Origin of the sequence: Aeromonas sp. R10-1, assembly GCF_040908465.1 — a bacterium.
Lineage (GTDB): Bacteria > Pseudomonadota > Gammaproteobacteria > Enterobacterales > Aeromonadaceae > Aeromonas > Aeromonas caviae.
Map to the genome: position 1 here is coordinate 1 of NZ_JBFODT010000010.1, position 25243 is coordinate 25243.

Below are 25243 nucleotides of genomic sequence, written 5' to 3' on the forward strand. Positions count from 1 at the left end.
GTGCTCTCCTGGGCGAAGTCGGCATCCATGATGCGGCCGTTCGCCATGTCGGTGTTCTCTTTCATGTTGGAGAGGTTGTTGACGGTGTGCTCCAGACGGTTGATGTTGGCACCGAAGGAGGAACGGGCGCTGCCGATGTCTTTCAGGAAGGTTTCCATCTCGGTGATAGCGGCATTGGCTTTGGTCTGATCACCGATACCGCCACCCTTGACTGCGGTACCATCCAGGCCGGAGCCAGCGGTGGAACCGGTCACTTTCTTCAGGTCGGTGGAGATGTCCACGCTCAGGGTCTCGGCAGCGGAGCCACCGATCTGGAACTTGACCGCCCCCTTCTCGAAGTTGCCAGCGGCTTTCTTCAGCAGGGACTGGCCACCGAAGGTGGTGTTGTCGGTGATGTTGGCCAGCTCTTTCGACAGCTCGCCGAACTCGGCGTTCAGGGCGGTGTAGTCTTCGGTACTGGTAGTGCCGTTGGCACCCTGGGTGGCCAGATCCTTCATGCGCTGAACGATGTTGGTCATCTCGTCCAGGGCGCCTTCGGCGGTCTGCATCATGGAGATGGCATCCTGGGCGTTGCGCATGCCGACCTTCTGGCCGTTGGACTGGGCTTGCAGACGGGTAGCCATCTGCAGACCGGCCGCGTCGTCGGCGGCGGAGTTGATGCGAAGACCGGTGCCCAGGCGCTGCATGGCGGTGCCCAGCATCTTGTTGGTGTTGTTCAGCTGGTTCTGGGTGGTCAGAGAGGCGAAGTTGGTATGAATGGACAAGCCCATGATGTATTCCTCGAGTTAAACGCTGCACAGCAGCCCGTTAGGTTGACATCAGATAGAGGCGACCCCTTTCGTGCAGAAATGTAATCTCCCCAACGCATATTATTCTTCTGACCCCCTCCCGGGCATTCCGGTATCTCGGGTATGCGCCTTCTCCCCTATCCGGCATGCTTATTGCTTTTAAAACGTCCTCTCTCACTACCGGATGGCGACATGGCTGCTTCGCTCTACACACCGCATTTCGTTCAACATTTTCAGTGCATCGGCGATCGCTGCGAGGACAACTGCTGCCACAGCTGGACCATCAGCATCGACAAGCAGACCTTCCGCAGCTATGAGCGCCACCCCGACCCCACGGTCAAATCCCTGAGCAAGCTGCACATCATCAAGGTGAAGCAGAGCAACGAGCGCTGGGGGGAGATAAAGCTCGACGAACAGGGCGCCTGCCCCTTCCTCGATGAACACCGCCTGTGCCAGATCCACAGCAAGGCGGGTCCGGATGCCCTGAGTCACACCTGCAAGACTTACCCCAGAGCCCAGACCCGCATCGGCAACCAGCTCAAGAGGTCCCTGATGCTCTCCTGCCCCCAGGTGTGCCGCCAGTTGTTGTTTGACCCCCTGGCGATGCAGACCGAGGTCACCGAGCTCACCCAGCCCCTGCCCTTCGCTCCGCCCCCCTCCAACGCCATGGCGACGTTGCACAGCCTGAGCATTCACGTGCTGGCCGCCACGGATATCCCCGTGGCGATTCGGCTATGGCTGGTCGGCATGCTGATCCACCGGGATCCTGCGCAACTCTCCCACGAGGCCTTCCTCGATCAGGTGGCGGTACTGGCCGAACGCGGGGAGCTCAACACCATGTTCGAGCAGTTGCCCGCCCTGCCCAGACTGCAGTGGTGGGGCCTCAGAACCATGACCCACCAGTTGCTGGCCTACTCCCAGGGGAGACGGGGGCGGCAGACCATGCAGGTCTGCCTCGACAAGATCAACGAGGTACTGGAGGGAACCTACGACGAGGACAAGCTTGCACACCTGCAGCAAGTCTGGCACGACAGGGTCGCCCCCTTCCTGGCCAGTCATCCCCAGATCCTGGACAACTACCTGCTCTACTACGTCTATCACCACAACTTCCCGCTGCAGCAGGGCGACAAGTGCCAGGCCTATCAACTGCTGGTGGTCGACTACTTCCTGCTGCGCAACTACCTTTGCCTACTGGCCATGGACAAGGAGCTGGACGAGCAGGACGTGGTCAACCTCTTCTACAGCTACCACACCATACGCCAGCACAATGCGAGTTTTATCAAGACCATAGAACAGGGGCTCAACGACTCCGGCTTCGCGTCGGACATCTCCCTGTACGCCCTGCTCAAACCCTGAAAACAGAAAACCGCCAGCGAGCTGCATGGCGGTTTTCTGTCGTGAACGGGACCTGGCCCCCTAGGTGAGCAGCGCCACCACGTTCTGGCGCGAGACGTTGGCCTGGGCAAGCAGGCCGGACATGGTCCCCATGAAGCCCCCTTCCTTGAGCTGGAGGCTGAGCTTGCCCTGCAACTGGACCAGCTCCTCCTGCTGCAGGTTCTGGCTGCGTGACTTCACCCGATCGAGCTGCTTCACCATCCGCTGGCGAAACTGCTTGAGCTCGCGCACCGACTGCTCTATCTCTCCGAGCAGTCGCTTCAGCCGTTGCTGCTCCTGTTTGATCTCCCCCTTGTCGAGCCCCTCGCCGAGCTGGGTCAACTGCCCCGCCTTTGGCTTGAACTGCACGGGTACCGGGTTGCCGGCGGGAATGCGGATGCCCTCACCGCTCAGCAGCACGGGTTCATCCAGCTTGCGCCTGTGCTGATCCGGCACGCTCAGCTCCAGCTTGCCCAGCTCGTTCAGGCGCGCCTGGATATGCTCCTTGCGCAGCGCGCGATCCAGACGGGCGGCCGCCTCCGCTTCACTGGCATCGGCGGGCAGCAGCACCTCGACGGCGCTGCTGGTCTGAGGGAAGGAGAAGACAAGACGCTCGGCACTCGCCCTTGGGCTCAGCAGATCGAGCCGCTCCGCGCTGTAGTGCACCCTGCTGTCCGTGGCCGACGCCAGCAAGCGTGGCCTGAGCTCGCTCGTCAGTGGCGCCTGCGGCTGGGTCAGCTTCTCTTCCAGTACCTTGAGACGGGAGACCAGATCCCCGCTCGCCGCCTTCTGCTGGCCGAGCTGCTGCTCGAGGCGCTTCAGCTCGCCCCACACCTGGCTCAGGGCCTGCTCGCCCCCCTGGGCATGGGCGATTCGCTGCTGCGCCGTGCCGATCAGGGCCCAGCGATCCAGCCGGATGACATTGGGCTGGCGTTCATTGCGAGGAGTCTGGGGAGAAGTAGCCTGGGCAGTCGAACGACCTTGCAACCTGGGTTGGGCCGGCGTTTCGACCACGCTCCCCGGACGGGTTTGTTGAATCTGCATCCTGGCTCCTTAGACAGATTTAGGGCATGTAGTTGAACAGGCTCAGGCCATTCACCTTGGCGAAGGCCTGCTGTTGCACCTGCAGAGCCATCAGCACATGCGCCTGCTGGGTCACGGCCCCCGCGTAGTCGAGGGACTCTATCTGATTGCTCACTTCCTTGCTATAGGTGCTCTTCTCGGCATGACCCTCGTCCACCTGATCCAGCAGATTGATGCGCGCCCCTATGGTGCTCACCATCTGGCTGATGTCATCCTGCAGGGTCTTGCTGCGATCCAGCATGGCTCTGGCCTGATCCGCCGCATCCGGTGCGCCGGCATCGAAGGCCGCCACCATGTCGTCCAGCTGCTTGAAGAAATCCCCGTTCTGGATGAACAGGCTGTCTGCGGTCTGGTTGAGGGACACCGTCACCCCCCGGGCAATCTCCACCTCCCGCACCAGGGCATCCCCCTGATAGAGATAGCCGCCACCCGGACCCTGGACGATGGGGGTCTTGTCCACCTGGCTGCCGCTGAACAGGCTTGAACCGTTCTCGTTGCGGGCATTGGCGAGATCCAGCAGTCCCTCCTTGATGATGGCCGCCTCGCTGGACACCGCCCGGCGATCGTCCTCGGAGAGGGAACCGTTGGCCGCCGTCTGGGTCAGCTCTCGCAACCGGCTCAGCATGTTGGTCATGGTCTCGAACTGCAGCTCCCCCTGGGATAGCTGGCTCTTGGCATTGGCGATGTTCTTCTGGTACTGGGCCATGGCCACCTGCTCTTTCTTCAGACCGAGCAGTTGCACGCTGCCCACGGGATCGTCCGAAGGCTGCAGGATCCGCTTGTTGGAGGAGATCTGGCGATCCAGCCGGGCGTAGTCGCCAAAGCCCCGCTGCAGGTTGTCGAGCATGCTGAGCTGGATCTGGTTGGTGCTGATGCGCATGCGGACTCCGTCAGAACATGTTGAGAATGGAATTGAAGAGTTGATCCGAGGTGCTGATCACCTTGGCATTGGCCTGATACGCCTTGGTGTAGGCCATCACCTTGACCCCTTCCTCATCGAGGTTGACGCCGCTCACGCTGCTGAGCTTGGCGGCGAGCTGTTTCTCCATGTTGGCATCGGCCTCCATGGTCGCCTTGGCCTGACCGCTCTGCACCGCCATCTTGCCAAGCAGGGCGCTGTAGGCATCGTACTGATCATCCTTGATGGTCAGCAGCTCCTGCAGGTTGCGGTTGTCGCCGTTGCCGCCCCCCGCCTTGGCGAAGGCGAGGTGATCCCCGGTAAAGCCGTCGGCCACCTTGAGGGTGCCGGAGGGATTGAGGGGGTCGTAGCTGAACAGGGGTTTGCCGGGATCGCCGTTCAGATCGACGCCGCCCGCCTGCTTGGCGTTGAAGTCATCCGCCAGCTTCTTCGCGATCTGGTTCAGCTCGTCGCGCAGGGGACGCAGCACTGTGGTGCGATATTCCAGCACGCCCGCCAGGGTGCCGCCCTGAAGCCTGGGGACCTCGAAGGATTGCGGCCCGAAGCTCAGGCTCAGGGTGTCGCCGGCCAGAGAGAGGGTGCTGCTGCTGCCGGCCAGCACCAGGGGCTGGCCCTGGGGCAGGCTCAGGGAGAAGGAGCCGTCGCTCTGACGGTTGACCCGCACCTCCATGAAGGTCGACAGCTCGCGCACTATCTGCTCGCGGCTGTCTTCCAGCGCCGAGGTGTTGACCCCCTTGGAAGCCTGCTCGCCGATCTGGGTGTTGAGCTCCGCCACCTGCTTGAGATAGCTGTTCACCTGGGTAATGGTGCTGCCCAGCTGATCGTCGATCTGCTTCTCCTGGGTCAGCAGGCTCTCGTTCAACTGGCCGAAGCGGTTGGCCAGGGCACCGGCCGAGCTGACGATCTGGCTGCGCTGCGCCGGTGTTTCCGGGCTGTCGAGGGCGGCGCTCAGGGACGCAAAGAAACTGTCCAGCCCCTTGGTGATGTTCATCGACTCGCTGCCGAGCAACTGCTCTGTCGTATTGATGTACTGGTGAAAAGCATAGGAGGAGCCGGTCGCGGAGCGGCTGCGCCAGTGCTGGGAGACCAGATAGTCATCGGTGATCCTGCGAACCCCGGTCACCTCGACCCCCATGCCGTTGTCCATCCGGCCAAAGCCCGACAGGCTGCCCATCATGGCCTCCTGGCGGCTGTACCCGATGGTATTGACGTTGGCGATATTCTGGGCAGAGATGTTCAATGCGATCTGCGATGCATTGAGTCCGCTAAAACCGATACTGAGCAGCGACATCAGTCAACTTTCCTCATTTTTGCCGAATTCAGAGGCTGACTGAAGGCAGCCAGGGTCTGGGAGTCTGAAGCGACCACCGGCTCGGCATTCTTTAATGTGGGGGCCAGTTGATTGACCATCTGCTCCTTGAGCCCCATGCCGCCGCGCTTGACCAGGCTCATCGCGAGCTGGCTGTCGTACATGTCGCGGTAGAGGGACTCCCCCTTGATAAGCCTGTCCTCTTCATCCTGCATGGCGTCGGACGCCGAACGCATGTGCTTGAGCACCGTCTGCAGGAAGCTCACCTCGAACTGGCCGGCCGCCGCCTCCAGGGCCGCGCGCTGATCCGGGTTGCTCTTTATCTGCTGCAGTTCATTGAGATCCTGATAGAAACCAGGCTCCGAGGTAATTCTGGTCATAGAGATCCTTAGATGACCACCAGCTCGCCTTCGAGGGCTCCCGCCTCGTCGAGGGCTTGCAGGATGGCCATGACATCATCCGGGGTCGCCCCCAGGGAATTCACCGCCTTGACGATCACCTCCAGGGAGGTGCCATCTGGCCAGACAAACATGTTGTTGCGCTCCCGGTCAACCTGGATCTGGGAGTTGGGCGTCGTGGTGGTCCGCCCGTTGGAGAAGGCGTTGGGCTGGCTCACCGTCTGGCTCTCACCTATGGTGACCGTCAGGCTGCCATGGCTGACCGCTGCCTTGTGCACCTTGACCCCCTGCCCCATGACCACGGTGCCGGTACGACTGTTGAAAACGACTCGTGGCCGCTCCTTGCCCATGTCCACCTGGATGTCCTGCAACAGGGCCATGAAGGAGATGCGCTGGCTCTCATCGCGGGGGGCCGCAATCTGGATGCGACCGGCGCTGACCGCCTTGGCCACGGGGCCGAGCTGGCGGTTGATCTCCCGCTCCACGTTGCGGGCCGTCTTGAAGTTGGGCTGGTGCAGGTTGAGCGTCACTTCCGGCTTGTCCGAGAAGTTGCTGGCCACCTCCCGCTCGATGATGGCACCGTTCGGGATGATGCCGGCCGTCGGCACGTTGATGGTCACGGAGGAGCCGGATTGCCCCTCCGCCTTGACACCGGCCACCACCAGGTTGCCCTGGGCGACCGCATAGACTTCACCGTCGATGCCGCGCAGGGGAGTGAGCAGCAGCGAGCCGCCTCTCAGGCTCTTGGCATCGCCGATGGAGGTCACGGTCACGTCCATCTGCTGACCCTTGCCAGCGAGGGCGGGCAGCGTCGCCTGCACGGAGACGGCTGCCACGTTCTTGAGCTTGGGATCGATGTCATCGGGCAGTTGTACCCCGAACTGCTTGAGCATGTTGGTCATGGACTGGCCGGTGAATTTGACCTGGCTGCGATCCCCGGTACCGGAGAGGCCGACCACCAGGCCATAGCCCACCAGCTGGTTGGCTCTCATCCCCTGCACGTCGGCAATGTCCAGCAGGGCCCGTTTGGCGGGGGCAGCGGCGCCGGCCACGCCCGACAGCGCCAGGCAGAGCAGGGCGATATACCATCTGTTCATCGAAATCCTCACAAGGGGGAGAAGGCGGAACTGAAGAAGCGCGACAGCCAGCCCATCTGGTTGCTGTCGGCCAGGGCGCCGCGACCGGCATAGGTGATGCGGGCATCGGCGATGCGCTGGGACGAGATGCGGTTGCTCTGGTCGATGTCCTCGACCCGCACCATGCCCCCCAGACGGATGTACTCATCCCCCTGGTTGAGGCGGATCCACTTCTCCCCCCGGATCCCCAGCACCCCGTTGGGCATCACTTCGGCCACGGTGACCGTGATGGCCCCCGCCAGGGTATTCTGCTGACTGGAGGTCGCCCCGCCGTCGAAGTCGCGATCCGCCTTGATAGAGGCGCTCCAGTCCGGTCGGGAAACACCGCCGATGGAAGGCACAGGCACGCTCAGATTGCTGTTCTTGTTCATGCTGGTGTTGGCCTTCTTGCTGGACTGGGTGCGCTCCTCCAGCATGACGGTCAGGATGTCGCCGACCCGGTAGGCACGGCGATCCTGGAACAGGGTCATCATGTAGTCGTTACGGTAGAGGCTGCCATCCTCCCCCACCCCGGCTTTCGTCAGCTCGGAGCGGGAAGGGGCCCACTTCTCGTCACCGGGCTCGGGGGCCTGCAACTCGTAGGTGGAGCATCCCCCCAGCAGCAGGGCGAGCACGACGCAATACCACACCGGCTTCATCATCACAGCGCCTGGGTCACGAACTTGAGCATCTGATCGGCGGAGGAGACAACCTTGGCATTCATCTCGTAGGCGCGCTGGGTGGTGATCATGTCCACCATCTCTTCCACCACGTTCACGTTGGAACTCTCCAGGGTGAACTGCTTGATGGCCCCCATGGCCTCTTCACCCGGCACCCCTTCGATGGCTTCACCGGAGGCACCGGTCGCCCGGTAGAGGTTGCCACCCAGGGCTTCCAGACCGGCCGGGTTGGAGAAGTTGGTCAGGGTGATGCGCCCCAGCTCCACGTTCTCCTGCTGTCCCGGCAGAGTGGCGCTCACGGTGCCGTCGGTGCCGATGGCGATCTTGGTGGCGTTGTCCGGGATCTGGATCTGCGGCAGCATGGGCAGGCCGTCGGCATTGACCAGCAGCCCTTCCGCATTGCGGTGCCATTGACCGTTGCGGGTATAGGCCGTCTCGCCATCCGGGCGCTCGACGCTGAAGAAGCCGGCCCCCACCACCGCCATGTCCAACTCCTGGTTGGTGTTCTGGAACTGCCCTGGCGTGAATACCTTCTGGGTGCCGACCACCCTCACACCGTTACCCATCTGGATGCCGATGGGGGACAGGTTCTGCTGATCCTGCTGGGCACCGGGCTGGCGCTGAACCTGATAGAACAGATCCTCGAACGCCACCCGATCACGCTTGAAACCGACCGTGTTGACGTTGGCCAGGTTGTTGGAAATGCTGGCCATCTTGGCATCCTGTGCCGACAGACCCGTCTTGCTCACCCAAAGCGCTGCATGCATCTTCGTTTCTCCACCTGATTCGTTCGAACGGGGTGCATCCCGTCAGTATTCATTCCCGGCCGCCATGGCCGACCGTCAGCCCTGGCCAGAGATCAGCCTGGCACCCTGCCTGGCCTGCTCGTCCGCCGTCTTCATCAACTTGACCTGCAACTCGAAGTTGCGGGTCAGGGACATGCTGCCGATCAGCTCGTCCACCGCGTTCACGTTGGCCCCCTCGAGGAAACCGGACGCCAGCACCACCTGCTCGCTGATCTCCGCATCCCCGCCCTGGCGCTGGCGAAACAGGCCGTCAGCCCCCTTGACCAGCTCGGCCGGATCCGGGTTCACCAGCTTGAGCCGGCCCACGTCCAGACGGGCACCGCCCCCCGGCGGGGTGATGCTGAGGGAGCCATCCTTGCCAAAGCTCAGATCCCGATAGGCGGGCAGTACCATCTCGCCGCCATCCCCAAGCACGGGACGGCCGTTGAGGGTCAGTAACCCCTCCCCGTCCACCTCCAGGTTGCCGGCACGGGTGTAGGCCTCCTTGCCGTCTGCGGTCTGCACGGTGAGAAAACCGTCGCCGCGGATCGCCACGTCCAGCTTGCGGCCGGTCTGCATCAGGGCACCCGCCCGAAAGTCGGTTCCCGCCTGCTCTTCCCTGGCCATGACCCGGCTCTGGTAGCCATCGCCGGTCAGGGCATAGGCGGACGCCCGCTCGAAGTCGGCACGAAAGCCGGCGGTATTCACGTTGGCCAGGTTGTTGGCCCGGATCTGCTGGGCCATGAGGGTGTGTTGCGCCCCCGACATGGCGGTATAGATAAGCTTTTCCACGGATCACGCCTTAGAAGGAGTTGAACAGGACCTGGGTCATCTTGTCCGCCGAGCTGATGGTCTTGGCGTTGGCCTGGTAGTTGCGCTGGGAGGTCATCAGGCTGACCAGTTCCCCGGTCAAGTCGACGTTGGATGCCTCGTAGGCTCCCGCCGTCAGGCCGCCCAGGGTCCCGCTGCCCGGTGCCCCCAGCACGGGCTGGCCCGAGCTGAACGACTGCTGCCAGGTGGTGTTGTTGGCTTGCAGCAGGCCCTGGGGATTGGCGAAGTTCGCCATCACCACCTGACCCTGGAGCAGGCTCTGGCCGTTGGTGAAGGTGGCGTAGACGCCACCGTCCGCATCCACCCTGACCCCGGTCAGATCCCCGGCGGTATAGCCGTTGGACTGGTTGCGCGTGGCGTTGAAATCGGAGGCGTACTGGCTGACCCGGGCCAGATCGGCGGTGAGGGTGATGGGCTCGGCACCGGCGGGGGCCAGGTTCAGCACGGGGGCCGTGGTCGGCGACTTCAGGGTGCCGTTGGTGTTGAACTCCATGGTCACCGGCGCACCGGTCTGGGTCCCGTTGAAGGCATAGTTGACCTGCCAGGTGTTCTCGCCGGTCTTCACGAAATACTGGGTGACGGTGTGCTCGACCCCGAGAGAGTCATACACCTTGCTAGACTGGGAGTAGCTGAAGCTGTCCGCCTTGGCGGGATCGAAGGGGTGCAGCCCCTGGTCGATGACACTGGCGTCCGCCTTGAGGTTCGCCACGAACTCCAGGGTGTCGGACGGCTTGGCCGCCAGGCTGCCCGCCTTGACCTGAATGTCACCCACCACGCCGGATTGCAGCTCACCCGCATCATTGGTCACATAACCCTGCAGACGGTTGCCGCTGGCGGTGATCAGGTAGTTGCTGGCATCACGCTGGAACAGGCCGGCCCGGGTATAGGAGGTCTGACCGTTGTCATCCTTGAGCACGAAGAAGCCGTTGCCGGAGATGGCCAGATCCAGGCCCCGCCCGGTACGGGTCACATCCCCGTTGCGATCGAAGTTCTGGGAGACGTTGCTCATCTCCACGCCGCCGGCCTGGCCGCCACCGTAGATGGCGGCAAACTCGGCACGGCTGGACTTGAAACCGGCGGTGCTGGCGTTGGCCACGTTGTTGCTGATGACGCTCAATTCCTGGTTGACGGCGCGCAGGCCACTCAGTCCGATATTAAAAGACATGTTTCGCTCCTATCTGGTTACGCCGACTTGCCAAACTGGACGGCGCTGAACAGGGGAACCTCCCCCACGCCTGCCACTTGCAGCATGATCTCGCCCGTGCCCGGCAAGCTGACGCGCTCCACCTGGCTGGCTACATAATTGCGGGTGGTGGTGGCGACTCCCCCCAGGGAAGCCTTCACCTCGAAGCTGTATTCGCCAGCGGGCAGTACCGGCAATTCGTAATCCAGCGCCCCCGCCTTGCTCTCGCCCCAGTTCTTGGTGGCGACCAGGGTGCCGTGCTTGTCATAGACCTTGAGCTCGACCGTGTCGGCCGCGCCGCCCAGCTCCACCTGACCGCGGATCGCCTTCTCCTGCTCCTGGCCAAGGGTCTGGCTCGGCACCATCACTTCCTTGTCGATGAGATCCGTGCTCTGGAGCACCTGCTGGGTGTCCATCATGTTGATGGACTTCTGCTGCAGCACTTTCAGGCTCTCGACCCCTTCCACCATGCTGAACTGGGCTAGCTGGGTAACGTACTGGGCACCATCAAGGGGGTTGGTGGGATCCTGGTTCTGGATCTGGGCCACCATCATCTGGAGGAATTCGTTGCGAAGCTGGACCCCCTGCCCCTCGGAAGTACCGTTGGCGGCGATCTCAGGGGTGGCGGCGCGCTGGCTGGCGCTGCGGGCGGTATCCAGGCTGCTGACTTGAGGCAGGCTCATTTACACCCCCTGACCAAGACGCAGCAGCCCTTGCTGCATGCTGTTGATGCGGTTGATCACCTCGACCGAGGTCTCGAATCCCCGGGAGGCGCTCATCATGTCCGCCATCTCTTCCACCGCGTTGACGTTGGAGTAGTAAACGAAGCCATCCCCGTCGGCCAGGGGATTGGTCGGCTCCAGACGTTTCTCCACCTGGCGGTCAGACTGGACGATACCGGCGATCTGCACCTGGGCGGCCCCCAGCCCCTCGGCCTCCTGAACCCGCTGATAGAGGGTGGAGAAGACGGGCTTGATGGCGCGGAAGGCGGCCTCTTCGCTGCCGGCGGCGCTGTCGACGTTGGCGAGGTTGGAAGCCACGGTGTCAAGGCGGACGGTCTGCGCCCGCATGGCGCTGCCGGCGATGTCATAGATGCGATTGAACGACATGATTAACGGCCCTCGATCGCCTTGGCGATCCCGGTGATTTTCATATTCAGGAAGGTGAGACTGGTCTGGAAGTCGGTGGCATTGCTGGCAAACTTGCTCTGCTCCACGCTGAGCTCTGCGGTGTTGCCATCCATGGAGACCTGATAGGGTATGCGGTAGAGGGGATGTTGCATGTCATTGCCCATGGTGCCCTCGCTGATGGTGCTGCCCGGCTCTCCTGCCTCCACCTGCCGGGCGACCCTGCCGAGGATGGCCTTGTAATCCACATCCCGTGCCAGATAGCCCGGGGTATCCACATTGGCCAAGTTCCCTGCCAGAATACGAGCCCTGTCTGCCCGCACATCGAGGGCATAGGGGTGTACGCCAAGCGCACTGTCAAATGAGATACTCATGCTTCATCCTTCTTGTGAACCAGTCAGACCGGTGCATCCTTTATCAAGACTCATGCCAATCATGAAAAACCGTTGTTTCCGCTGGTCAGGCCATCACCCCTGGCTGACAAGAGTGACAAAAGGGGAAGCATTGTTTCCCATAGGGAAGCGAGCAGGTCTCCTTGCCCTGCTGCTCCTGGCACTCCCCTCGTGGGCGGCCACTTCGTCGCTGTCGCAGCAGTTGACCGACGGTCTGAGGGCGGATGCCGAAACGGCACTGGGGGAGTATCAGCGCCAGCAAGGCTGGCCAGAGACCCGGGCCGACTATCAGGTCTGGCTCTCCCCCGCCGTGGCCCACCTGCCGGCATGTCGTCAGGCGGTTCGCTTCCAGGCTGGCGGGCAGTATCGCCAGCCCTGGGGGCGGCGCCCCTATCTGGTGGAATGTACCGAGCCCGCCTGGCAGTTGCGGGCCCGGGTGGAGGTCACCCTGATGTTGCCGGTCTGGGTGGCGGCACGGGACATCCCCAAGGGACATGTCATCGCCCCGGAGGATCTGCTGGAGAAATCCCTCGATGCCAGCCGGTTGCAGCGGGGCTTCACCCACAGCTCGCAGCCCCTGGCAGGCAGCAAGAGCCTTCGCCATCTGAGGATGGGGCAACTGGTCGGTGAACTCGATCTGCAACAGGCCTGGGCCGTCAGGGCAGGGGAAGGGGTGCTGATCCGGGCCGGGCAACCGGGCTTTTCCGCCACGACCCGTGGAACGGCCTTGTCAAACGGCGCCATCGGTGAAGGGGTGAGGGTCAGGAATCTCGGCTCCGGCAAAGAGATCCAGGCCTGGGTGGTTGACAAGGGGGAAGTCGAAACCCGCTTTTAGCACAGAAATGGCGAGTTTGATTCAAGTTCGGCCACCTCAGGGTCGCCTGTCACAAGAGAGACCACCAGGAATTCACGTTATGAAAATCACACGCACCGACCCTGTCTACGTTCAACCCCAGTCTCAGCGCAAGGCGGGAGCCACACCGGCACCCCAGCCCCAGGCCAGCCAGGGGGAAGCCAGGATCAGCGCCACCGCCCAGACCATCAATCAGGCGAGGGTCGAGCTGGCCTCCACCTCTGATGTGGACATGGAGAAGGTCAACCAGATCCGCCAGGCCATCAGCGAGGGTCGGCTCGAACTGGACATGGATGCCCTGAGCCAGGCCATTCTGGACATGCATCGCCGATGAGTCTGCCTCCCAAACAACGGATCCAGCAGTTGATCATCGGCATCCGGCAGGATTGTGGCCGCTACGCCGACCTGCTGCAGTTGCTGCTCAATCAGTACCGTCTGCTGGCAAGCCACGACGTGGCCGGGCTGACGGAACACAACCGGCAACAGACCCGGCTCATGGGCGAGATCCAGCACCAGGTCAGGCTGCGCTGCGAACATCTCCAGGCACTGGGGCTCAAGCCTGACGAACGGGGCATGGCCATCCTCATCGGCAAGCTCCCCTCCCCGCTGCGCCAGCAAGTGGACGAGCAGTGGCAGCGGCTGGAGCAGTTGCTGCTGCAGTGCCGCCGCCAGAACGAGCAGAACGGCCGCCTGCTGGCAGGCCAGATAGAGACCATCCACACCCTGCTGGGCCAGGAGTCATCCTATGGCAGGCAGGAGCACTTCCCCGACTGACCCTTTACGTTCCCTGCCGGGCACGATGGCCCAATGCGGCGAGTTCGTCGAGCTGCCGCTGCTCACCTGACTCCTGACGCTGACGGGCCGCCAGGGCCCGCTTGTCCAGCAACAGCTCCAGCCCCTTGACCCGACCGAACTGCCTGACGAGCTGCCCCTCGTGATGAGCCAGATCCTGGCTGGCGAGCGCACACTGCTGCAACTGGTGGGTCAGCAGGTGGCGAAGCTGCCCCTGCATCTGCTGCTTGTTCTGCCACAGCAGGGGATGGAAGCTCGACGAGCCCGGGTGCATCGTCTCGATGACCTCCTGCAGCCTGAGGGCTCGGTGCTCCTCCTTCATCGCCACCTCGCGCAGACGCTGCCGCTCCTTGCCCATGGCCTCCAGGGCATCCTGCTGCAGACCGAGATAGGATTTCAGCATGCCGCCTCCTTACGCCCTGCCGAGCACATGCTTGAGACCGCCCAGCACCTGGGTGATGGGCGTCTCTTCCTGAATGCCCTGCTGCAGGAAGCTGGCGATGGCAGGATAGCGCTGGACCGCCTCGTCCATCTGGGGATCCGCCCCGGGCTGATAACCCCCCAGGGGCAGCAGCTCACGCACCTGCTGGTAACGGCCCCAGAGCTGGCGCAGATTCACCGCCAGCCCCTGCCATTCGGGAGAGACCACCTGAGGCATCACCCTGCTCACCGAGGCACCGATGTCGATGGCGGGATAGTGCCCCTCCTCCGCCAGACGGCGGGTCAGCACGATGTGACCATCGAGAATGGCCCTGGCGGAATCCACCACGGGATCCTGCTGGTCATCCCCTTCCGCCAGCACGGTATAGAAGGCGCTCAGGCTGCCCTCGGGGTGCGTGCCGTTGCCCGCCCGCTCCACCAGCTGGGTGAGCAGGCTGAACACCGAGGGCGGATAGCCGCGGGTCGCAGGAGGTTCGCCGATGGCCAGCGCGATTTCCCGCTGGGCCTGGGCGTAGCGGGTCAGAGAATCCATCAGCAGCAATACATCCTGACCCTGTTCGCGGAAATATTCGGCGATGCGGTGGCACAGCTGGGCGGCGCGCAGCCGCATCAGGGGGGATTGATCCGCCGGAGCCGCGATCACCACGGCGCGGGCAAGCCCCTCGCTACCCAGGCTGTGTTCGATGAACTCCCTCACCTCCCGGCCACGCTCGCCGATGAGCCCCACCACCACGATGCGGGCGCTGGTATTGCGGGTCATCATGCCGAGCAGCATGCTCTTGCCCACACCGGAACCGGCAAACAATCCCAGACGCTGGCCCTTGCCCACCGTCAGCAGGCCATTGATGGCCCGGATGCCCACGTCGAGCGGCTCGCGCACCGGGGTGCGCAACAGGGGATTGGGAGGGGAGGAAAACAGGGGAACCCGTTCCCCTTCCTCTTTCAGGGGACGGCCGTCCAGCGGTTGCAGCAGGCCATCCACGACCCTGCCAAGCAGATGCTCGCCGACCCGGATGGTCTCCTCTCCGTCGACGGGCAGCACCCGGGCGCCGGCATAGAGACCGCTCATGGGCTGGAGCGGCATCAGGTAGGAAATGTCCCGGTTGAAGCCGACCACTTCCGCCAGCAGGGCGGCGCCGGTGGCGGTCTCCACCTCGCAGCGCTGCCCCATGATGAGCTGGCACCCCACGACTTCCAGAGTCAGGCCGGTCACGCGCACCAGCCTGCCATAACGACGATAGCCGGGCACCTCCTCCAGGCTATCGAGGGCACAGGTCAGCGCCTGTTGCAGCGCATCATGCATCCGAAGAGAGTTCCAGGGTCTGGTTGAGTTGTTCGATGCAGCGGCCGAGGCGCTCCCCCGTGTTGATCTCGACCACCGCGGCCCGTGTCTCGATGCGGGCGTCCCCCACGGCCAGTGCCGGGTCCACCTGCAACGGCCACTTCTCGCAGCGGGTCACCCCCTGCTCGGCCAGGCGCTGCCGGTCTCCTTCGTTGAGGTAGATCACCAGTTCTTCCGACTCGCTCGGCAGGCTGGCCATGGCCTGCTCCACCTGCTGGAGCACCTGCTGGGGATTGAGGGTGAACTCGGCCTGGATCACGCGCTTGGCCACCTGGGCCACCAGCTGGGCCACCAGGGCCTTCTGTTCCAGCATCCGGGCCCGGGTCAGGGATTCCCACTGCTGCTGCAGCGTTGCAAAGGGCACCATGGCCTCATCGAAGGCGGCACGTCCCTCGGCCAGCCCCTGGGCCAGACCACGCACCTGTCCCTGTTGCAGCCCCTTGGCCTCCCCCTCGAACAGGCCACTGGCCAGCCCCTGCTGGTAACCGGCCTGATACCCTTCCGCCTGCCCCTGCTCCAGCCCCTGCTGGTAGCCGTATTCGAACTCTTCCTGCTGGCTTCTGGCCTCTTCCCCGCTCTGGCCCAGCGCCGGGAAGCGGTAGAGACGGGTGGCACCTGCCGCCAGTTTGCGCACATGCTGACTCATGCCTGTCTCCTGTTAACTGACGGTGGGCTCTTCGAACAGCTGGAACTCGATCTCGCCCTGCTCCACCAGCTCGCGCACCAGCTTCATGGCCTCTTCCCGGGCCTGCTCCACCTTGCGCAGGGAGACGCTGCCCTGATCCTGGATCTGGGCCTCCAGTGCCTGTGCCATCCGTTTGGGCATGGCGCCAAGCACCACCTTGCGGAAACCTGCATCGGTGTTCTTCAGGGCCAGGGCCAGCAGATCCGCCGGCAGCTCCTGCACCAGACGTTGCAGGGTATCGTCGCTCTGGCGACGCAGGGCCATGAAGTCGAACATGTTCTTCTCGATTTCGAGGGCCAGCTCACCATCGTGCTCCCGCAGCAGAGTGAGCATCTGCTCCTTGTTTCCCTGATAGCGATTGAGGATATCGGCCACCTGGCGCACCCCGTTGACCTTGGCGCCGGACTGATCGGCCACATAGGCGAGGCAGCGATCCAGGGTGAGCCGCAGCTCACCCAGCACGTGTTCGCTGACCGAGCTGAGGCTCGCAACCCGCACCAGCAGATCGTCGTGCACCGACCCCGGCAGGGCATCGAGCACGGCAGAGGCGGTCTGGGGGGGCAGGAAGGCGAGCAAGACAGCCTGCATCTGGGGATGCTCATTGCGGAAGAAGCGGGCCAGCACATCCGCCGGCACCCATTGCAGGCGCTGGATGTCCTGGCTCATCGCATCGCCATAGAGGCTGTCGAGCAGGCTGCGGGAAAGCCGCTGGCCCAGCGCCAGATCCAGGGTCTGTTCCAGATATTCCCGGGAGGCACTGCCGATGCCGCTCTGCTCGCGATACTGGTTGAAGAACTGCTGCAGCGTCCACTTGGCTTCTATCGAACTCACGCCGGAGAGGCTGGCCATCTTGGAGATGAGGCGCTGCACTTCGTCGCGGGACAACTTCTGCATCACCTTGGCCGCCGCCTCGGTGCCCATGCTCAGCAGCAGGATCGCGGCTTTTTCCAGATTGTCGATGTCGATGTCGACCGCGTTCTGATTCAGATTAACGTTGCTCATTGCCACTCACCCATTGTCTGACCACTTCCGCCACCCGGGCCGTGTCCTTGTCTACCAGCAGTTGCAGGTGTTTGAGCTGGACTTCCAGCTCGGAACCCGGTTCGGGCAGCGCCTCCAGATCCAGGGAGGAGAACTGGGGCTCGAGCCGGAACTCGGACTGAGACTGGGACAGGCTCTTGCCCGTCGCAGACTCTTCCAGTTCCCCATCCCCTTCCCGGCGCATGGAGAGGCCCATGGTCGGCTCCTGCTCCTCGTCCGGCTCCTGTGCGGCATCAGTGTCGGGATATTGCTGGGTACGCACCAGGTGCTTCACCAGAGGACGGATGCCAAAGAACACCAGGGTCAGCCCCAGCAAACCACCCACCAGGTAACGCAGGGAGTCTTGCCAGTAAGGGGTTTCCAGCCAGCTCGACGCTGGCGGCTCCACCGGCACCGCACCGGTGAAATCGAAGACCTGCAGGCTGATCTGGTCGCCACGGGAGCCGTCAAAGCCCACCGAACGCTCCACCATCTGGCGGATCTGCTCGAGCTGTTCCGGGCTCCACCCCTCCTTGGGGGCGCTCTGCTGATTGAGCAGGATGGAGACGTTCATTTTCTCAAGTCGTCCCTGCTGATAGCGGGTATGCACTATGGTGCGGCTGCTTTCATACTGCCTGCTGACTTCCTGCCGCTCGGTGCGGGTATCGTTCTTGGCAGGCTCCTGGGCAGCATTCCCCTCGGTGGCGGCCTGATCGGACTTGGGAGCGGTTTCGGGCGGTCGATTGGAGAGCGCACCGGGGATACCGAGAGCCAGGGCATCGATGGTCTTGTCCGATTTGTTGGACTCCCTGGTCACCACGGCATTGGGATCGAGCTGTTGCTGGGTCTCTTCCACCGCATTGAAATTGACGTCCGCGGCGATCTGCACCCGGAAGTTGCCCGTGCCCAGCATGGGGGAGAGCATGTCGCTGGCACGCTGGCGAATGTACTGCTCCAGCTTGCGCACATATTCCATCTGCTGGACGCTCTGCTTGCCGAAACCGGCCTTGTCGCCGAGCTCGGCACTCAGCAGCTGGCCGCTTTGATCCACCACGGTGACGGCCCCGGGCTTCATGCCGGAGATACTGCCCGCCACCAGGTTGGCAATCGCCTCGACCTGGCCCGCCTCCATGGTCTGGCCCGGTTGCAGATCCAGCATCACGGACGCGCTGGGTTTTTCCTCGTCGCGCCCCACGAACAGGGTCCGCTTCGGAATGGCCAGATGCACCCGGGCACTGCGCACCGCATCCAGGGAAATGATGGTTCTGGCCAGCTCCCCTTCCAGGGCATGGCGGTAGCGCGCCCCTTCCATGAACTCGCTGGTGCCAAGGCCGGTGACATTGTCGAGCCCCTCCAGGCCGGACGGCATGGCCGCCCTCACGCCCCGCGCGGCCAGCGCCATGCGGATGTGGGCCAACTGGCTTTCAGGCACCAGGATCTGGCCGGAGCTTTTCTCCAGCCGGAAGGGTACCTGCTCCTTCTCCAGCATCTCCATGATGTTGGCGGTGTCGTAAAGCTCCTGCTTGCCGTAGAGGGGCACGTAATTCTTGCTGGAGGTCCAGAGGATGACCACTATGGTGGCGGCAACCACGGCGGCCAGCAGCGCGATGGTCAGAATGGATTTGTTGTCGCGAGACAGGGTACGCCAGTTGCGCACCCCGTCCTGCACCCGGGCCAGCAGGGAGCCCGACGCCCCCGGTGCGGAGGATACCAGTTCAGTCATGATCAACCTCAGAGCGGCATGCGCATGATGTCATCAAAACCCGTCATCAGTTTGTTGCGCACCTGCATCAGGGCGGAAAAACTGAGACCGGCCTTCTGGCTGGCCACCATGGCCCCCACCAGATCGTCGCTCTGACCCGCATCGACGGCGGTCATCAATCGGGAGGCGATGTTCTGCTGCTCGTTGACGCGGCCGACGACGTCGCGCATGGCGTCGCTGAACGAGACGCCTGACGCCTCGTTCGGTTCGATGGAAGGGGGTTGACTGGCGACTCGCTGCATTTCCTGCATCTGCTGCAGGAGCGTCACCTGTGATGACATGATCTCAATCTTCACTCGGTTATCCCTTAGTTTTGTATCTGCTGCTCGACATCGATGCCCTGCTCGCGCATGGCAGCCAGCTTGTATCTAAGTGCCCGGGTCGTCATTCCGAGGGCTTCGGCCGTGCGTGTCCGGTGACCACGGAAACGGCGCAACGTCTCAAGGACGAATTGAAATTCAGCATGCCGCTTGGTCTCGCTGAGCCCCTCGGGGGCCGCAAGCGCCTGCGGTTGCGGGGTGTCGGCTTCGGCGGCGTAATGGGGCAACATCAGATCGACGGCCTGAATATGCAAGCCGCGAGCCATAATTAGCGCTCGCTGAATCACGTTGTCCAGCTCACGCACATTGCCAGGCCAGTCATAGGAGAGCAGTTGCTGACGGGCACTCTCGCCGAGGCGATACCCCTGCTGTGCGGCGTAGCGTTCGATGAAGTATTCCGCCAGAGGCAGGATGTCATCCCGCCTCTCCCGCAGTGCCGGCCAGCTCATGGGAAGCACGTCGAGCCGGTAGAAAAGGTCCTCGCGAAACGCGCCCTGCAGCACCAGCTCCCTCAGGTCCCGGTTGCTGGCGGCGATGATCCGCACATCCAGCGCGATCACCTGATGACTGCCGAGGCGTTCCACCTCTTTCTCCTGCAACACCCGCAGCAACTTGGCCTGCAGCGCCAGCGGCAGTTCGGAGATCTCGTCGAGCAGCAGGGTGCCGCCCTGGGCCAGCTCGAATTTTCCCTGCTGGTTGGCGGTTGCCCCGGTGAAGGCCCCCTTGCTGTGTCCGAACAGGATGGATTCGAGCATGGCTTCCGGGATGGCCGCACAGTTGATGGCCACGAAAGGCTTGCCGGCCCGGCTGGACATCTCGTGGATGTAACGAGCCAGTCGCTCCTTGCCTGTCCCGGATTCGCCACCGATGAGGATGGTGGCCGATGTCTTGGCTGCCCGCCGGGCAAGCTGCAACACCTGCAGGCTCTGGGGGGACGTGGCGATCAGATTGGGAATGGCCTGGCGCAGGCGCAGGGCCCCTCTCACCACATCGAGGATCTGGCGCTGGCTGAAGGGCTTGATGATGTAGTCGATGGCGCCGGCCCGCATGGCTTCCGCTGCCAGGTAGGCCTGATGCTCGTTGACCAGAATGACGCAGTCGGTCCCTGCCAGCGTCTGCACCATGGCGGGCCCGGCCTCGGTCATGACCGCCATGTCGAGCAGAATGAGATCGACCGCATGGTTCGAGAGAAATTGCTTGGCCAGCGACACGGAATCGACACAGGAAACACGATAACCGGCACTGAGCAATATACGATCAACATCGTTTCCATTTGATAACGAAGCGGAAACTAATAATAAATGAGCATGCGTTTCAATACCGGTCGGTATTGAATTTTCCTTGCTAGATAAATCAGAAAACATATATCCCGAACCTGTGATTGCACATGAATCAATCAACAGAACTGATGCGTGAAAAATAAAGACACACAAATAGAGACCGCACCCGTTATTGAGTGAATGGTCTATATCAGTATAAAAACAAGGCGGGAAATCATGGCCTTGGTAACCCCGCTATCATTAGCATCAATGCTGTTAGACCGGAGGCTTTGCGTCCTGACTTTTCAGTTCAGTTTGCCTTTATCATGCGACGACCCGTATTTGGATGGCATGGCTACGTTGTCCCTGAAGCCATGTGATACATCCGACTATTTCTATTTTTTCTTTGCTGTCAGTATGTATCGCGTCAAAAGTCGTCACATGATAGCGGCTTTATATGACAATTCAAGCAGATATGCGGAATAGGCGCTTCCTGTCCCTGTGACGCCAAGGCAATTCCACTTCAGCCCAGAGTCCCGATGACTTCGACTCGCAAATCTTCCGGTATCTCGTTATAGGAGAGCACCTTGAGGCCTTTCGAGAAGGAACGGGCATAACGGGCTATCAGCGGTCTGAGCTGGGGCATCACCACCAACACGGGCGCATATCCCTGTTGCTGCAGTTGCTCCTTCACCAGCGGCATGTTCTGCTGCAACTGCGCCAGCAACTGGGGATCCACCGGGAAGCTGTCCAACTGGATCTTGCCCTGCTGCTGTGACTGGCTCATGGCCGTCAGCAGGGTCTGCTCCAGCCGGTCATCCAGGGTGAAGGCTGCCAGCACGTCGCGGGACCCTATCGCCTGTCTGACGATCTGGCGCTTCAGTGCGCAGCGCACATCGGACGCCAACAGGACGGGATCCTTGGTCAGCTCGCTCGCATCCAGCAAGGTGGTGGCGATGGTGCGGATGTCGGTGAGGCTGATCTGCTCCTTGAGCAACTGGCGGAAGACCCGCAGCTGCTGCATCTGGGTCAGGGCCAGATTGAGCTCTTCCGCAAGACGGGGGGACTGAGTCGCCAGATGCTGACCCAGCTTGCCCACCTCGTCATGACCAAACAGGCCGTCGAGCTGCTCCCTGAGCAGCTTGCTGGCGTGAGTCGCGATGACGGTGGCGGAATCCACCACCGAGTAGCCCAGATTGAGGGCCTTGGCCTTGTTGTCCGGTGAAATCCAGACCGCACTCATGCCATAGGCAGGATCCTGTGTCAGCTCGCCATCCAGGGCGCCATAGGTCTCACCGCTGCTGATGGCCATCAACCGCTGGCAATCCACATTGCCCGAGGCCAAAGGGATGCCGGAGAGCTTGATGCGGTACTGGTCCGGCTGCAATTGCAGGTTGTCCCTCACCCGGATCTCGGGCAGCAGGAAGCCGTACTGCTCGGAGAGTGTCTTGCGAATACCGCGCACCCGGGCCAGCAGCTCGGCCCCCTTGTCCGCCTCCGCCAGCGGTACCAGGCGATAACCCAGTTCGATGGCGACCGCATCCACCGGGGGCAGGTCCTGCCACTCCAGACCCTGGGGCTCCGGCTGCACCATCTGGCGCGTCAGCGCCTCGGCCGCATCCAGCGCGGGATCCTGCACCCGGCGCTTGCTGACGCTCCAGCCGGTCCAGGCCAGCACGGCCGCAAAGCTGAGGAAGGCCAGCATGGGCATGCCGGGAACCAGCCCCAGGATCAGCATGACGGTCGCCGCCGTGTAGATCACCCGAGGAGAGGCCAGGATCTGCTGGCCAACCTGATCCGACATCTCCCCTTCGTCACTCACGCGGGTGACGATGATGGCTGCCGCCGTGGACATCAGCAGGGAGGGGATCTGGGCGACCAGACCGTCACCTATGGTGAGCAGGGCATAGATGCGGAAGGCATCGGAAACCGGCAGCGAGTGCTGGAAGATACCTATGGCGAGACCGCCCACCAGGTTGATGATGAGCACCAGCAGACCGGCGATGGCGTCACCACGTACGAACTTGGAGGCCCCATCCATGGCCCCGTAGAAGTCCGCTTCCCTGGCGATCTCCTCCCGCCTTGCCCGGGCCTGGTGCTGATCCAGAGTCCCTGCATTGAGGTCGGCGTCGATGGCCATCTGCTTGCCCGGCATGGCGTCCAGGGTGAAGCGGGCGGACACTTCCGAGATCCGCTCGCCCCCCTTGGTGATCACCACGAAGTTGATGATCATCAGAATGACGAAGACCACCAGACCCACCACGTAGTTGCCACCGATGACCACTTCGCCGAAGGCCTGGATCACCTTGCCGGCCGCTTCGTTGCCCTCATGGCCGTGCAGCAGCACCACCCGGGTGGAGGCGACGTTGAGGGAGAGCCGCATCAGGGTCGCCACCAGCAGCACGGTCGGGAAGACGGAGAAGTCGAGGGGCCGGCGGGCCGAGACGGAGACCAGCAGCACCAGCACCGCCAGCACGATGTTGAAGGTGAACAGGGCATCCAGCAGCCAACCCGGCAGAGGCAGTATCATCATCGCCAGGATGGCCAGCAGCATCATGGGGATGGCTGTATAGGATTGGGTAAAGACACGCCAGTTCACAACTTACCTCTCAGGTTGACGTAATTCGGGCGGCACGTGCAGAGGGGCAAGGGGATTGGGTTTCCTGCCCTTGCCAGCCTCATAGGCCCGTAGCTGCAATACATGGTTCAATACATAGGCGACCGCGGTGTACAGACCCGCCGGCACTTCCTGATCCACCCGGGTGGAGTAGTAGATGGCCCGGGTCAGCTCGGGCAGGCTCATCACCCGCTTGTCATGGGCTTTGGCCACCTCGCGGATCCGCTCCGCCATGCCGTCCACCCCTTTGGCAATCACATAGGGGGCGTTGGCCCGCTCGGGATCGTACTTGATGGCCACCGCATAATGGGTCGGGTTCACTATGATGACATCGGCCTGGGGCACCCGCTGTTCGATGCGGGCCCTGGCCAGCATCCCCTGCACCTGGCGGATCCTCGCCTTGATCTCCGGACGCCCCTCGCTGTTCTTGTGCTCGTCCTTGACCTCCTGCTTGGTCATCTTCAACTGCTTGTTCAAGGACCAGCGCTGGTAGGGCACATCCAGCACCGCGATGAGCATCTGCACACTGCCTAGCAAGATGAATGCCTGGGAGAGGATCCGCAGCGCCTGTTCCATGGCCGCCTGGGGCGGCATGCGATTCATCATCATCAGGGTGGGCCACTGGTGCTGGAGCATCATGGCCAGGGTGCCGCCGATCAGCAGCACCTTGAGCAGGGATTTCAGGAGTTCCATCAGGCTGTGGGTGGAGAACATCCGCTTGAGCCCCTTGAGCGGGTTGAGCTTCTCCCCGCTTGGCATCAGCTTCTTCCAGACCAGCACCATGCCGCCAGGCACGCTACTGAGCAGCACCAGCAGCAGGGCCAGCACGCCAAACAGAGGCAGCAGCACCCACAGCATCCCGATCAGGGCGTCCGCGGTCCACTGGATCATCATCTGGGGATCCCGTGCCCCCTGCCAGTTGAAACGCTGGGGCTGCTTCATCAGCTCGGCAAAGAAGAGCCCGAAACTCGGCACCATCCACTGCATGACCAGACCGCCGACGAGCAGCAGGCCGGCCGAGCTCAACTCCCTGGAGCGTGCAATCTGGCCCTCTTCCCGCGCCTTGCGCCGTTTCTGGGAGGAGGCCTCTTCGGTTTTGTCCTGGGCGCTGTTCTGGCTCATGTCGGCGTCAATGCCCTGAGCTGGGTCAGCACGTAACCGACCAGATCCAGATAGCGGGCCGGGACGCCGCTGATGGAGATGGCCATGGTGAGCAGCCCCAGCAGCAACGTCATGGGGAAGCCCAGAGAGAAGATGTTCAGGGAAGGGGCCGTGCGATTGAGCACCCCAAAGGTGAGGTTTACCATCAGCATGGCCACCACGGCAGGCAGGGTCAGGATGAGGGCAGCTCCGATGCTCCAGCCAAACAGGCCGATGACCCCCTTCAGATCGAGGACGTAGAGCGAGGTTCCCGGCGGCCAGGTGCGCAGGCTCTGCACCAGGACATCCAAAGTCACCAGATGGCCGTTCAGACCGAGGAACAACAGGGAGCAGAAGACCAGCATGATCTGGCTGACGATGGGCGCCGTGTCTCCGTTGGAAGGATCGTTCATCACCGCCATCCCCAACCCCATCTGCATGGAGAGGATCTGCCCCGCCATGGTCATCACCATGAACAGCATCTGTATGCAGAGCCCGAACAGCAGACCGAACAGCAACTGCTCCAGGGTCAGCACCATCATGCCGGCACTGAGGGGATCCAGCGCCGGCATGCCTTTCATCATGGGGGCGATCAGCAGACTGATGACGAAGGCCAGCAGGATGCGAACCTGTGCAGGCACCCGGCCGTCACCGAATACCGGCATCACCCAGAAGGCGGCCGCGATGCGAATGAAGGGCCACCACCACTGTCCCAGCCAGGCGGTCAGCTCGGCCGCACTGAACGACAGCAGGGAGTTCATCCGATAAGCCCGGGGATCTTCTGGAACAGGTCGGCGAACAGGGTGGTGATCTGCGACAGCAGCCAGTTTCCCGTGAAGATGAGGGTCAGCAGGGTCACGATGAAACGGGGCAGGAAGCTCAGTGTCTGTTCCTGGATCTGGGTCGCCGCCTGGAAGATGCTGACCACCAGCCCGACGATGAGACCGGGCACGATCAGCACCGAGACCATGATGACCACCAGGTTCACGGCCCCGCCCACCAGGGCCACACTCTGCTCGGGGGTCACG

Annotated in this window: 28 protein-coding genes and 1 riboswitch; of the genes, 4 read left to right on the plus strand and 24 right to left on the minus strand. The window is 62.7% G+C overall.

All coding sequences use genetic code 11. The features are described from left to right. Positions 1–770 (minus strand): lateral flagellin LafA (gene lafA, locus AB5Y93_RS04200; RefSeq protein WP_368228862.1); only part of this gene is annotated, 770 nt, incomplete at its 3' end. Between the two features lie 210 nt (positions 771–980). Between lafA and fliB the strand changes: the two genes are divergently transcribed. Continuing rightward, positions 981–2144, plus strand: a complete 1164-nt coding sequence (fliB, locus tag AB5Y93_RS04205; protein WP_324046100.1) for a flagellin lysine-N-methylase — start codon at positions 981–983, stop codon at positions 2142–2144. A gap of 60 nt (positions 2145–2204) precedes the next feature. Here fliB and AB5Y93_RS04210 read toward each other — a convergent pair whose 3' ends face one another. The 12 genes from AB5Y93_RS04210 to lfgB all read right to left on the minus strand — a co-directional run bounded on the left by AB5Y93_RS04210 (position 2205) and on the right by lfgB (position 11966). Next, positions 2205–3206: a hypothetical protein gene (locus AB5Y93_RS04210; RefSeq protein ID WP_041211809.1), complete on the minus strand. Its 1002-nt coding sequence runs from the start codon at positions 3204–3206 to the stop codon at positions 2205–2207. A gap of 19 nt (positions 3207–3225) precedes the next feature. Then, positions 3226–4125 carry a lateral flagellar hook-associated protein LfgL gene (gene lfgL / locus AB5Y93_RS04215; protein ID WP_041214013.1) on the minus strand — a complete coding sequence of 300 codons (900 nt, stop codon included), beginning with the start codon at positions 4123–4125 and terminating at the stop codon, positions 3226–3228. A gap of 10 nt (positions 4126–4135) precedes the next feature. Then, a complete protein-coding gene (gene lfgK / locus AB5Y93_RS04220) occupies positions 4136–5455 on the minus strand; it encodes a lateral flagellar hook-associated protein LfgK (protein WP_368228863.1) in 1320 nt (439 codons plus the stop codon). Beyond that, positions 5455–5853 (minus strand): rod-binding protein, encoded by a 399-nt coding sequence (locus AB5Y93_RS04225; protein WP_041211812.1) that lies wholly within the window; start codon positions 5851–5853, stop codon positions 5455–5457. Before AB5Y93_RS04225 ends, lfgK begins: the two co-directional genes overlap by 1 nt. An 8-nt stretch (positions 5854–5861) precedes the next feature. Continuing rightward, the gene (gene fgIL / locus AB5Y93_RS04230; RefSeq protein ID WP_041214014.1) at positions 5862–6968 is read right to left on the minus strand and encodes a lateral flagellar basal body P-ring FlgIL; all 1107 of its coding nucleotides are present in this window, start codon (positions 6966–6968) and stop codon (positions 5862–5864) included. Between the two features lie 8 nt (positions 6969–6976). Continuing rightward, positions 6977–7648, minus strand: a complete 672-nt coding sequence (gene flgH, locus AB5Y93_RS04235; protein WP_042015080.1) for a flagellar basal body L-ring protein FlgH — start codon at positions 7646–7648, stop codon at positions 6977–6979. Continuing rightward, positions 7648–8433, minus strand: a complete 786-nt coding sequence (gene lfgG, locus AB5Y93_RS04240) for a lateral flagellar basal-body rod protein LfgG (protein WP_041211815.1) — start codon at positions 8431–8433, stop codon at positions 7648–7650. Before lfgG ends, flgH begins: the two co-directional genes overlap by 1 nt. A 75-nt stretch (positions 8434–8508) precedes the next feature. Next, complete coding sequence (lfgF, locus tag AB5Y93_RS04245; protein WP_041214015.1) at positions 8509–9243, minus strand: lateral flagellar basal-body rod protein LfgF; 735 nt, start codon at positions 9241–9243, stop codon at positions 8509–8511. A 10-nt stretch (positions 9244–9253) separates the two neighbouring features. Continuing rightward, entirely contained in the window at positions 9254–10447 is a 1194-nt protein-coding gene (gene flgEL / locus AB5Y93_RS04250) for a lateral flagellar hook protein FlgEL (protein WP_041211817.1), read from the minus strand. A gap of 17 nt (positions 10448–10464) precedes the next feature. Next, positions 10465–11148 (minus strand): flagellar hook assembly protein FlgD, encoded by a 684-nt coding sequence (locus tag AB5Y93_RS04255; RefSeq protein WP_042015076.1) that lies wholly within the window; start codon positions 11146–11148, stop codon positions 10465–10467. Continuing rightward, the gene (flgCL, locus tag AB5Y93_RS04260) at positions 11149–11574 is read right to left on the minus strand and encodes a lateral flagellar basal body rod protein FlgCL (RefSeq protein WP_041211819.1); all 426 of its coding nucleotides are present in this window, start codon (positions 11572–11574) and stop codon (positions 11149–11151) included. A 2-nt stretch (positions 11575–11576) separates the two neighbouring features. Then, positions 11577–11966: a lateral flagellar basal body rod protein LfgB gene (gene lfgB, locus AB5Y93_RS04265; protein WP_041211820.1), complete on the minus strand. Its 390-nt coding sequence runs from the start codon at positions 11964–11966 to the stop codon at positions 11577–11579. Between the two features lie 61 nt (positions 11967–12027). Here lfgB and lfgA point away from each other — a divergent pair, with 61 nt between their 5' ends. The 3 genes from lfgA (at position 12028) to flgN (ending at position 13611) form a co-directional block, all read left to right on the plus strand. Continuing rightward, entirely contained in the window at positions 12028–12819 is a 792-nt protein-coding gene (gene lfgA, locus AB5Y93_RS04270) for a lateral flagellar basal body P-ring formation protein LfgA (RefSeq protein ID WP_045522187.1), read from the plus strand. Between the two features lie 79 nt (positions 12820–12898). Then, the gene (gene flgM / locus AB5Y93_RS04275) at positions 12899–13171 is read left to right on the plus strand and encodes a flagellar biosynthesis anti-sigma factor FlgM (protein WP_041211822.1); all 273 of its coding nucleotides are present in this window, start codon (positions 12899–12901) and stop codon (positions 13169–13171) included. Beyond that, the gene (gene flgN, locus AB5Y93_RS04280; protein WP_042015073.1) at positions 13168–13611 is read left to right on the plus strand and encodes a flagellar protein FlgN; all 444 of its coding nucleotides are present in this window, start codon (positions 13168–13170) and stop codon (positions 13609–13611) included. The genes flgM and flgN overlap by 4 nt, the downstream gene beginning before the upstream one ends. Positions 13612–13615: 4 nt before the next feature. Here flgN and lfiJ read toward each other — a convergent pair whose 3' ends face one another. From lfiJ to fliQ, 11 genes are all read right to left on the minus strand, one after another. Beyond that, on the minus strand, positions 13616–14032 hold the full coding sequence (gene lfiJ / locus AB5Y93_RS04285; protein WP_041211824.1) for a lateral flagellar protein LfiJ: 417 nt from the start codon (positions 14030–14032) through the stop codon (positions 13616–13618). A 9-nt stretch (positions 14033–14041) separates the two neighbouring features. Further along, positions 14042–15373, minus strand: a complete 1332-nt coding sequence (gene lfiI, locus AB5Y93_RS04290) for a lateral flagellar FliI-like assembly ATPase LfiI (protein ID WP_041214019.1) — start codon at positions 15371–15373, stop codon at positions 14042–14044. After that, on the minus strand, positions 15366–16058 hold the full coding sequence (lfiH, locus tag AB5Y93_RS04295; protein WP_041211826.1) for a lateral flagellar assembly protein FliH: 693 nt from the start codon (positions 16056–16058) through the stop codon (positions 15366–15368). The genes lfiI and lfiH overlap by 8 nt, the downstream gene beginning before the upstream one ends. 12 nt (positions 16059–16070) lie before the next feature. Continuing rightward, entirely contained in the window at positions 16071–17099 is a 1029-nt protein-coding gene (fliGL, locus tag AB5Y93_RS04300) for a lateral flagellar motor switch protein FliGL (RefSeq protein WP_041211827.1), read from the minus strand. Continuing rightward, entirely contained in the window at positions 17086–18840 is a 1755-nt protein-coding gene (fliFL, locus tag AB5Y93_RS04305) for a lateral flagellar M-ring protein FliFL (protein WP_368228864.1), read from the minus strand. The genes fliGL and fliFL overlap by 14 nt, the downstream gene beginning before the upstream one ends. An 8-nt stretch (positions 18841–18848) precedes the next feature. Continuing rightward, complete coding sequence (lfiE, locus tag AB5Y93_RS04310) at positions 18849–19175, minus strand: lateral flagellar hook-basal body complex protein LfiE (protein WP_080767903.1); 327 nt, start codon at positions 19173–19175, stop codon at positions 18849–18851. A gap of 11 nt (positions 19176–19186) precedes the next feature. Continuing rightward, the gene (lafK, locus tag AB5Y93_RS04315) at positions 19187–20449 is read right to left on the minus strand and encodes a lateral flagellar response regulator transcription factor LafK (RefSeq protein ID WP_269475233.1); all 1263 of its coding nucleotides are present in this window, start codon (positions 20447–20449) and stop codon (positions 19187–19189) included. A gap of 251 nt (positions 20450–20700) precedes the next feature. Continuing rightward, positions 20701–20788, minus strand: a riboswitch (cyclic di-GMP riboswitch). A gap of 193 nt (positions 20789–20981) precedes the next feature. Further along, on the minus strand, positions 20982–23057 hold the full coding sequence (lfhA, locus tag AB5Y93_RS04320; RefSeq protein WP_041211829.1) for a lateral flagellar biosynthesis protein LfhA: 2076 nt from the start codon (positions 23055–23057) through the stop codon (positions 20982–20984). Between the two features lie 3 nt (positions 23058–23060). Then, entirely contained in the window at positions 23061–24197 is a 1137-nt protein-coding gene (gene flhB, locus AB5Y93_RS04325) for a flagellar biosynthesis protein FlhB (RefSeq protein ID WP_368228865.1), read from the minus strand. Continuing rightward, positions 24194–24976: a lateral flagellar biosynthetic protein LfiR gene (gene lfiR, locus AB5Y93_RS04330; RefSeq protein ID WP_104452187.1), complete on the minus strand. Its 783-nt coding sequence runs from the start codon at positions 24974–24976 to the stop codon at positions 24194–24196. Before lfiR ends, flhB begins: the two co-directional genes overlap by 4 nt. Beyond that, on the minus strand, positions 24973–25242 hold the full coding sequence (gene fliQ, locus AB5Y93_RS04335) for a flagellar biosynthesis protein FliQ (RefSeq protein ID WP_041211832.1): 270 nt from the start codon (positions 25240–25242) through the stop codon (positions 24973–24975). Before fliQ ends, lfiR begins: the two co-directional genes overlap by 4 nt. Between the last annotated feature and the right edge of the window lies 1 nt (position 25243).